This window comes from Pseudomonas sp. ES3-33, assembly GCF_000952175.1.
Taxonomy (GTDB): domain Bacteria; phylum Pseudomonadota; class Gammaproteobacteria; order Pseudomonadales; family Pseudomonadaceae; genus Aquipseudomonas; species Aquipseudomonas gregormendelii.
Window position 1 is genome coordinate 45,283 of record NZ_JZRI01000064.1, and the last position, 7,499, is coordinate 52,781.

Sequence of the window (7,499 nt, forward strand, 5' to 3'; positions counted from 1 at the left end):
CTACCGCTCGTGCAAGGCCTCAGCCCGAGCGCGAATGATCGGCTTGAGCAGATAGCTCAGCACCGTTTTCTTGCCCGTGATGATATCCACCGAAGCCACCATCCCGGGGATAATCAGCAGCGGCTTCTCATCTGTGCCCAGGTGGCTCTTATCGGTGCGCAGCTTGATGATGTAGTAAGTGGTTTTCTTGTCTTCATCGGTGATGGTGTCCGCACCAATCTGCTCAAGCTTGGCTTTCAGACCACCATAGATGGTGTAGTCGTAGGCGGTGAATTTTACCGTCGCTTCCTGCCCCGGATGCAGGAACGCGATGTCCTGCGGGCGAATCTTGGCTTCCACCAGCAAGGTGTCGTCCAGCGGCACGATCTCGATAAGATCACTGCCCGGCTGGATCACCCCACCAATGGTGTTCACCAGCAGCTTGTTGACGATGCCGCGCACGGGCGATGTCACCAGGGTCCGGCTGACACGGTCTTCCAGCGCCTTGCCGGTAGCCTGGGCCTTGTTCAGGTCAGTGCGGGCTTCGTTGAGCTGGGTCAGCGCTTCACTGCGGAATTTGCCCCGGGTCTCGTCAATCTTGCGCGCCACTTCCTTGATGGCAGACTCGGCCCGCGGAATAGCCAGCGTCATCGCATCCAATTGGCCACGGGTTTCAACCTCGGCGCGCTTGAGTCGCAGCACCTCTACCGGCGACACCGCACCCTGGGCCACGAGCGGCTCGGACATGTTGATTTCCTGACGCTGCAAGGCCAGTCCATTACGGTACTGGGACTGCTTGGAGGTGAACTCGCGCAGCTCCTGCTGGCGCTGGATCAACTGCTCTTGCAGGCCGCCGATCTCATCGTGCAGCTGCTGGCGACGACTGATGTACAGCGACTCCTCACTGGCGGCCTGACCCGGAACGGCCTTCAGCACGTCGGCTGGAAACTTCAGTGGACGGTCATCGACTTCGGCACTCAGGCGCTCTACACGCAGCAGCATCGCCAGGCGATCAGCTTCGGTTTCGCCAACGTTGGAGGCGAAACGCGTGTCGTCCAGGCGGATCAAAGGGGCACCGGCCTCGACGATCTGCCCTTCCGAGACAAACAGCTCGGCAACGATACCGCCCTCAAGGTTCTGGATTTTCTGGATCTTCGACGAAGGAATCGCCTTGCCGTCGCCCTTGGTGACCTCATCGATCACGGCAAAATTGGCCCAGATCAGGAGGAACAGGAAAAAGCCGATGATGCCCCAAATGGTCAGGCGCACCACGCGCGGAGCATCTTCGATGAGGGCCTTGTTAACCTCCGGAAGCGGCTGGCCATGCAGTGAATCGGTGCCTTTGAAATAGCGGCGGATGGAACCTTTGATCCCGGACTTAAGCAACACTGATTTGCCCCTTTTTCAACGCTTCCATCACCACGGCTTTCGGCCCATCGGCGAGTATCTGCCCACGGTCGATGACGATCAGGCGATCGACCAGCGACAACAGCGAGGCACGGTGCGTCACCAGCACCACGGTCTTGTTTTCAATCACCGCTGCGAGGCGTTGCTTGAGGCGTTCTTCACCGGTGTTGTCCATGGCGCTGGTCGGCTCATCGAGCAACAGTATCGGCGGATTGAGCAGCAGCGCTCGGGCCAGGGCCACGTTCTGCCGCTGACCGCCAGACAGGTTTTGCCCCCGCTCACCCACCTGCAACTCATACCCCTGCGGGTGCAGGCGGGCGAACTCGTGCACGCCTGCCAGCTCGGCGGCTTGCAGGACCATTTCGTCTTCCACGTAACGTGCGCCGGAGACCAGGTTGTCGCGCAGTGTGCCGGACAGCAGCTGGATATCCTGGGCCACGTAGCCAATGCTGTGGCGTAACTCGCTGACGTCGATCTGGCGAATGTCGACACCGTCCACCAGCAACGCACCGTCATCCGGTTGATACAGGCCCACTATCAGCTTGGCCAGCGAGCTCTTGCCCGAGCCGCTGCGACCGATAATGCCGATTTTCTCGCCCGGCTTGATGACGAGGTTGATATTTTTCAGCGCCGGGTTCTGTTGTTGCGGGTAGGTGAAGTTCAACTGACGGCATTCGATGCCACCCTGCAGTACCTTGCGGCTCAGCGGACGCTCTTCGAAATTGCGCTCCTGGGGCAATTCCATCATCTGGTCGACCGAGGTCATGGTGACCCGCGCCTGTTGATAGCGGGTCAGCAGGCCGGACAGCGACGCCAGCGGGCTGAGCGCGCGACCACTGAGCATGTAGCAGGCGATGAGGCCGCCCATGCTCAAATTGCCAGCGATGATCTGGTACACGCCGAACACAATCATGATCACCCCGGCCAGTTGCTGGATCAGCAGGGTGATATTCATGGCCAGGCCGGAGAGCATTTTCACCCGCAGCTCAAGGCGGCTGAGGGTGCCGATGGTTTGTTCCCACTGGTACTGGCGTTCGCTTTCGGCGTTGTTGACCTTCACTGCATCCAGGCCGGCCAGGGTTTCGATCAGGCTCGACTGGCGCTCTGCGCCGAGCGCCATGGTGCGCTCCATGGTCGCGACCAGTGGCTTCTGCAGCGCATAACCGATCAGCAAGGCAATCGGGAAGGCCAGCACCGGAATCCACACCAGGTGCCCGCCGAGGATCGCGATAACCATGAAGATCAGCAGCGTGAACGGCAGGTCGATCAGGCTGGTGAGGGTCAGGGACGCGAGGAAGTCGCGCAGGCTCTGAAACTCGTGGATGTTTTGCGCGAAGCTGCCGACCCGGGCTGGCCGAAACTTCATCGACATACCCACAATTCGCTCGAACAGCGTTGCCGAGATGATCAGGTCGGTTTTCTTGCCGGCAAGATCCAGGCACAGGCTGCGCAGGCTCTTGAGAATCAGGTCGAACATGTAGGCGCCGCAGATACCGATGGCCAGCACCCAGAGGGTGGACTCGGCCTGGTTCGGCACTACGCGGTCGTACACGTTCATGACGAACAAGGGCGCCGCCATGGCGATGATGTTGATCAGGAAACTGGCGGCGATCGCATCGGCATACAACCAGCGGGAACGCTTGAGGGTGTCGCGAAACCACGACCGCGCGCGGGGAATGAGCGTGCCGTGATTGACGTCGAATTTATGTTGGGGTTGAGCGAAGAACACTTTGCCGATGTAGTCGTCGGCCAGCAGTTCTCGAGCAACGAGACTCTCACCGCCGTCGCTTTCGCTCAACAGCAGGCGAGCCTGGTCTTCGCCATGCCAGCCGAGAAGTACGGCGCTTCGACCGTCCTTGAGCAGCAGCAGCGCGGGCATTGCGATCTCTGGTATCTGCTCCAGCTTGCGCACCAGCACTCGCCCTTGCAGGCCAGCACGGGCCGCAGCGCGCGGCAGCAACTCAACACTCAGCCGCTGCTTGGGCAATGGCAGGCCAGTGGTCAACATCGCGGCGCTGGCGGGTTTCTGATGCAACGTGCAAAGGGCTAGCAGACCGTCCAGTAACGGATCGTCATGCAACGCGCGTGGATCATGGATGAGATGAACTCGACTGACTTCTGATTCCACGCTCGGCACTCTTGGCTAACAATTGAACGATTAAGGTTCTGCTCAATCCGTACCGGGCAGTTGGACCTTGGCTTTACGCTGTTTTGCACAACGGATGCCAACGGTGCGACCACTCCCTGGCTCTTGAGCAACTTGCCCATGGTCGCCTTGATTCGGTACTGAGTAAATAACTGAATGTTTCTGATCCACGCAGAGCACGGATTGTTGACGCGTTGCTGAGAAGCACGCCGCAAATCCGGCAATAGCAACTTGCGACACCCCTGAACTTCATGAGGTGCGATTTAATTCCTGCGAATACCCCCGAGACCCAGTCCCAGGAAAAATGATGCAAAACGAGCAATCAGGAGAAATTGTCGGACCGGTTCGTTGGTCAATGGCTAGTCTGGATAATTGATAATTCGTTGTCCTGAATCACTGCAAAACGTGCACTTATGGGGGATTCTGAGCAGACCGTATACCGTTTGTCGGAAAGTCCAAAATGGGTACTGGATCACACGGTTTGGCACCGCTCGACACCCGAATATCAATGTGACATTACCGGGGCGATTGTTTAGGATGGCAACCATAAGGTCAATAGTTTGGCATATGGTTTATAGCCGAAAATTATTGACAGAATATTGACGCAAGAAAGCGTCAAAGTTGTAACTATTATTGCAGGAAAGAGCGTCCAGACTGATTAGGCAACAGTGCCGTCAGGTCCATGGAAGTCTACTGAACGTGACACCCGGAGAGTCTTCAATGAGCAGTGTTGTTGCCATCGTCAAAAGCATTGTTGGTCAAGTTTTCGTGGTGTCCCCAGAGGGCATCCGGCGCGTGCTTGTTGAAGGCGACCGCCTGTTCGTCGGTGATCAGGTCGACACCGGCCTGGCCGGCTCCGTCACCCTCGAGCTGGCCGACGGCCGCACACTGGACCTGGGTCGCGAGACGCAATGGAGCGGCAGCGCTCCGGACTCCATCACCGACCTGGCCGAGGCCACCGCGCAAGCCGCGCCATCGGTTGAAGAACTGCAACAAGCCATCGTAGCCGGCGCCGACCCGACCAAAGATCTGGAAGCCACTGCGGCAGGCCCTACGGCTACCGGCACGGGCGGCGCGGCAGGAGGTGGTCATAGCTTCGTGATGCTTGATGCAACCGCCGGCCGGGTTGACCCGACCGTTGGTTTTCCCACCGACGGCCTTGATTTCGCTGCCACAATCAGCACGCTCGATACCGGCATCCAGGACACCACAACCACCAACGCTCAGAGCGTACTGACTGCTGATACTGGCACACAGGCCGAAGACAGCGTCGCGACCGGCAACGTACTGAACAACGATAGCGATTCCGACACGCCCCTCAGTGTCGCCAGCTTCACCGTCGCCGGCATGACGGGCAGTTACACCGCAGGCCAGACGGCGTCCATCATCGGCGTCGGTACGTTGACCATCGGTACTAGCGGCAACTACACCTTTACTCCGGACGCAAATTACAACGGCGCCGTACCGCAAGTCACTTACACCACCAATACCGGATTGACCAGCACACTGGATATCAGCGTCACCCCGGTCGATGACAGCTTCACCGACCTCGGCGAATTCGTGACCACCACCGAAGATGCCCCCGTCTCCGGCAGCGTGCTGACAGGGACTTCCAGCGTCGACGGCCCGGTCAGCGTGCTTAACTTCACCATCGGCGAAACCACCTACGCCGCTGGTAGCACCGCGACTATCGCCAATGTCGGCACCCTGGTCATTGCGGCCAATGGCGCCTACACCTTTACTCCGGCCGCCAACTACAACGGCACAGTGCCAACAGTCAGCTACACCGTTACCGACGGCTCCGGCTCTGACGTCACTTCGACCCTGAACATCAGCGTCACTCCGGTTGATGACAACTTCACCGATGCCAGCGAAACGGTCTCCACCCTTGAAGACACTGCCGTTACCGGCAGCGTGCTGACTGGTACCTCGAGCGTCGACGGCGACGTGACCGTGGTCAACTTCACCATCGGTGCGAACACCTACACCGCCGGCAGTACGGCGACTATCGCCAATGTCGGCACTCTGGTCATTGCGGCCAATGGCGCCTACACCTTTACTCCGGCCGCCAACTACAACGGCAGCGTGCCAGTGGTCAGCTACACCGTCACTGACGGCTCTGGCTCTGACGTCACCTCGACCCTGAACATCAGCGTCACACCGGTTGATGACAGCTTCACCGACCTCGGCGAAACCGTGACCACCACCGAAGATGCACCCGTCTCCGGCAGCGTGCTGACCGGAACTTCCAGCGTCGACGGCCCGGTCAGCGTGCTTAACTTCACCATCGGCGAAACCACCTACGCCGCTGGTAGCACCGCGACTATCGCCAATGTCGGCACCCTGGTGATCGGCGCGAACGGGGCGTACACCTTCACCCCGGCTGCCAACTACAACGGCAGCGTGCCTGAGGTCAGCTACACCGTCACCGACGGTTCCGGTAGCAATGTCACTTCGACCCTGAACATCAGCGTCACCCCGGTTGATGACAGCTTCACCGACCTCGGCGAAACCGTGACCACCACCGAAGATGCCCCAGTCTCCGGCAGTGTGCTGACCGGAACTTCCAGCGTCGACGGCCCGGTCAGCGTGCTCAACTTCACCATCGGCGAAACCACTTACGCCGCTGGTAGCAACGCGACTATCGCTAATGTCGGCACCCTGGTCATTGCGGCCAATGGCGCCTACACCTTTACCCCAGCTGCCAACTACAACGGCAGCGTGCCTGAGGTCAGCTACACCGTTACCGACGGCTCTGGCTCTGACGTCACTTCGACCCTGAATATCAGTGTCACCCCGGTCGACGACAGCTTCACCGATGCCAGCGAAACCGTGTCCACCCTTGAAGACACTGCCGTTACCGGCAGCGTGCTGACCGGAACTTCCAGCGTCGACGGCCCGGTCAGCGTGCTTAACTTCACCATCGGCGAAACCACCTACGCCGCTGGTAGCACCGCGACTATCACCAACGTCGGCACTCTGGTGATTGGGGCCAACGGGGCGTACACCTTTACTCCGGCCGCCAACTACAACGGCACCGTTCCAGTGGTCAGCTACACCGTCACCGACGGTTCCGGTAGCAATGTCACTTCGACCCTGAACATCAGCGTCACCCCGGTTGATGACAGCTTCACCGATCTCGGCGAAACCGTGACCACCACCGAAGATGCACCCGTCTCCGGCAGCGTGCTGACCGGAACTTCCAGCGTCGACGGCCCGGTCAGCGTGCTTAACTTCACCATCGGCGAAACCACCTACGCCGCTGGTAGCACCGCGACTATCACCAACGTCGGCACCCTGGTGATTGGGGCCAACGGGGCGTACACCTTTACTCCGGCCGCCAACTACAACGGCAGCGTGCCAGTGGTCAGCTACACCGTCACCGACGGCTCTGGTAGCAATGTCACCTCGACTCTGAATATCAGCGTCACCCCGGTTGATGACAGCTTCACCGATCTCGGCGAAACCGTGACCACCACCGAAGATGCCCCAGTGTCCGGCAGCGTGCTGACCGGAACTTCCAGCGTCGACGGCCCGGTCAGCGTGCTCAACTTCACCATCGGCGAAACCACTTACGCCGCTGGTAGCACCGCGACTATCGCCAATGTCGGCACCCTGGTCATTGCGGCCAATGGCGCCTACACCTTTACTCCGACTGCCAACTACAACGGCAGCGTGCCAGTGGTCAGCTACACCGTCACCGACGGTTCCGGTAGCAATGTCACTTCGACTCTGAACATCAGCGTCACCCCGGTTGATGACAGCTTCACCGATGCCAGCGAAACGGTCTCCACCCTGGAAGACACTGCCGTGACCGGCAGCGTCCTCACGGGTACCTCAAGCGTCGACGGCGATGTGACTGTGGTCAACTTCACCATCGGCACTAGCACTTACACCGCTGGTAGCACCGCGACCATCGCCAATGTCGGCACCTTGGTAATCGGGGCAAACGGGGCGTACACCTTCA

Annotated in this window: 3 protein-coding genes and 1 pseudogene; 1 reads left to right on the top strand and 3 read right to left on the bottom strand. The window is 59.6% G+C overall.

Translation table 11 applies throughout. The features are described from left to right. From UB23_RS11845 to UB23_RS30725, 3 genes and pseudogenes are all read right to left on the bottom strand, one after another. A complete protein-coding gene (locus tag UB23_RS11845; RefSeq protein ID WP_045059503.1) occupies positions 1-1,368 on the bottom strand; it encodes an HlyD family type I secretion periplasmic adaptor subunit in 1,368 nt (455 codons plus the stop codon). Continuing rightward, a complete protein-coding gene (locus UB23_RS11850; protein ID WP_045059504.1) occupies positions 1,358-3,514 on the bottom strand; it encodes a type I secretion system permease/ATPase in 2,157 nt (718 codons plus the stop codon). Before UB23_RS11850 ends, UB23_RS11845 begins: the two co-directional genes overlap by 11 nt. A gap of 42 nt (positions 3,515-3,556) precedes the next feature. Beyond that, positions 3,557-3,705: pseudogene (locus tag UB23_RS30725) on the bottom strand (TolC family outer membrane protein); the annotation flags it as partial. 547 nt (positions 3,706-4,252) lie between these two features. Between UB23_RS30725 and UB23_RS11855 the strand changes: the two are divergent. Further along, positions 4,253-7,499 (top strand): retention module-containing protein (locus tag UB23_RS11855; RefSeq protein WP_045059505.1); only part of this gene is annotated, 3,247 nt, incomplete at its 3' end.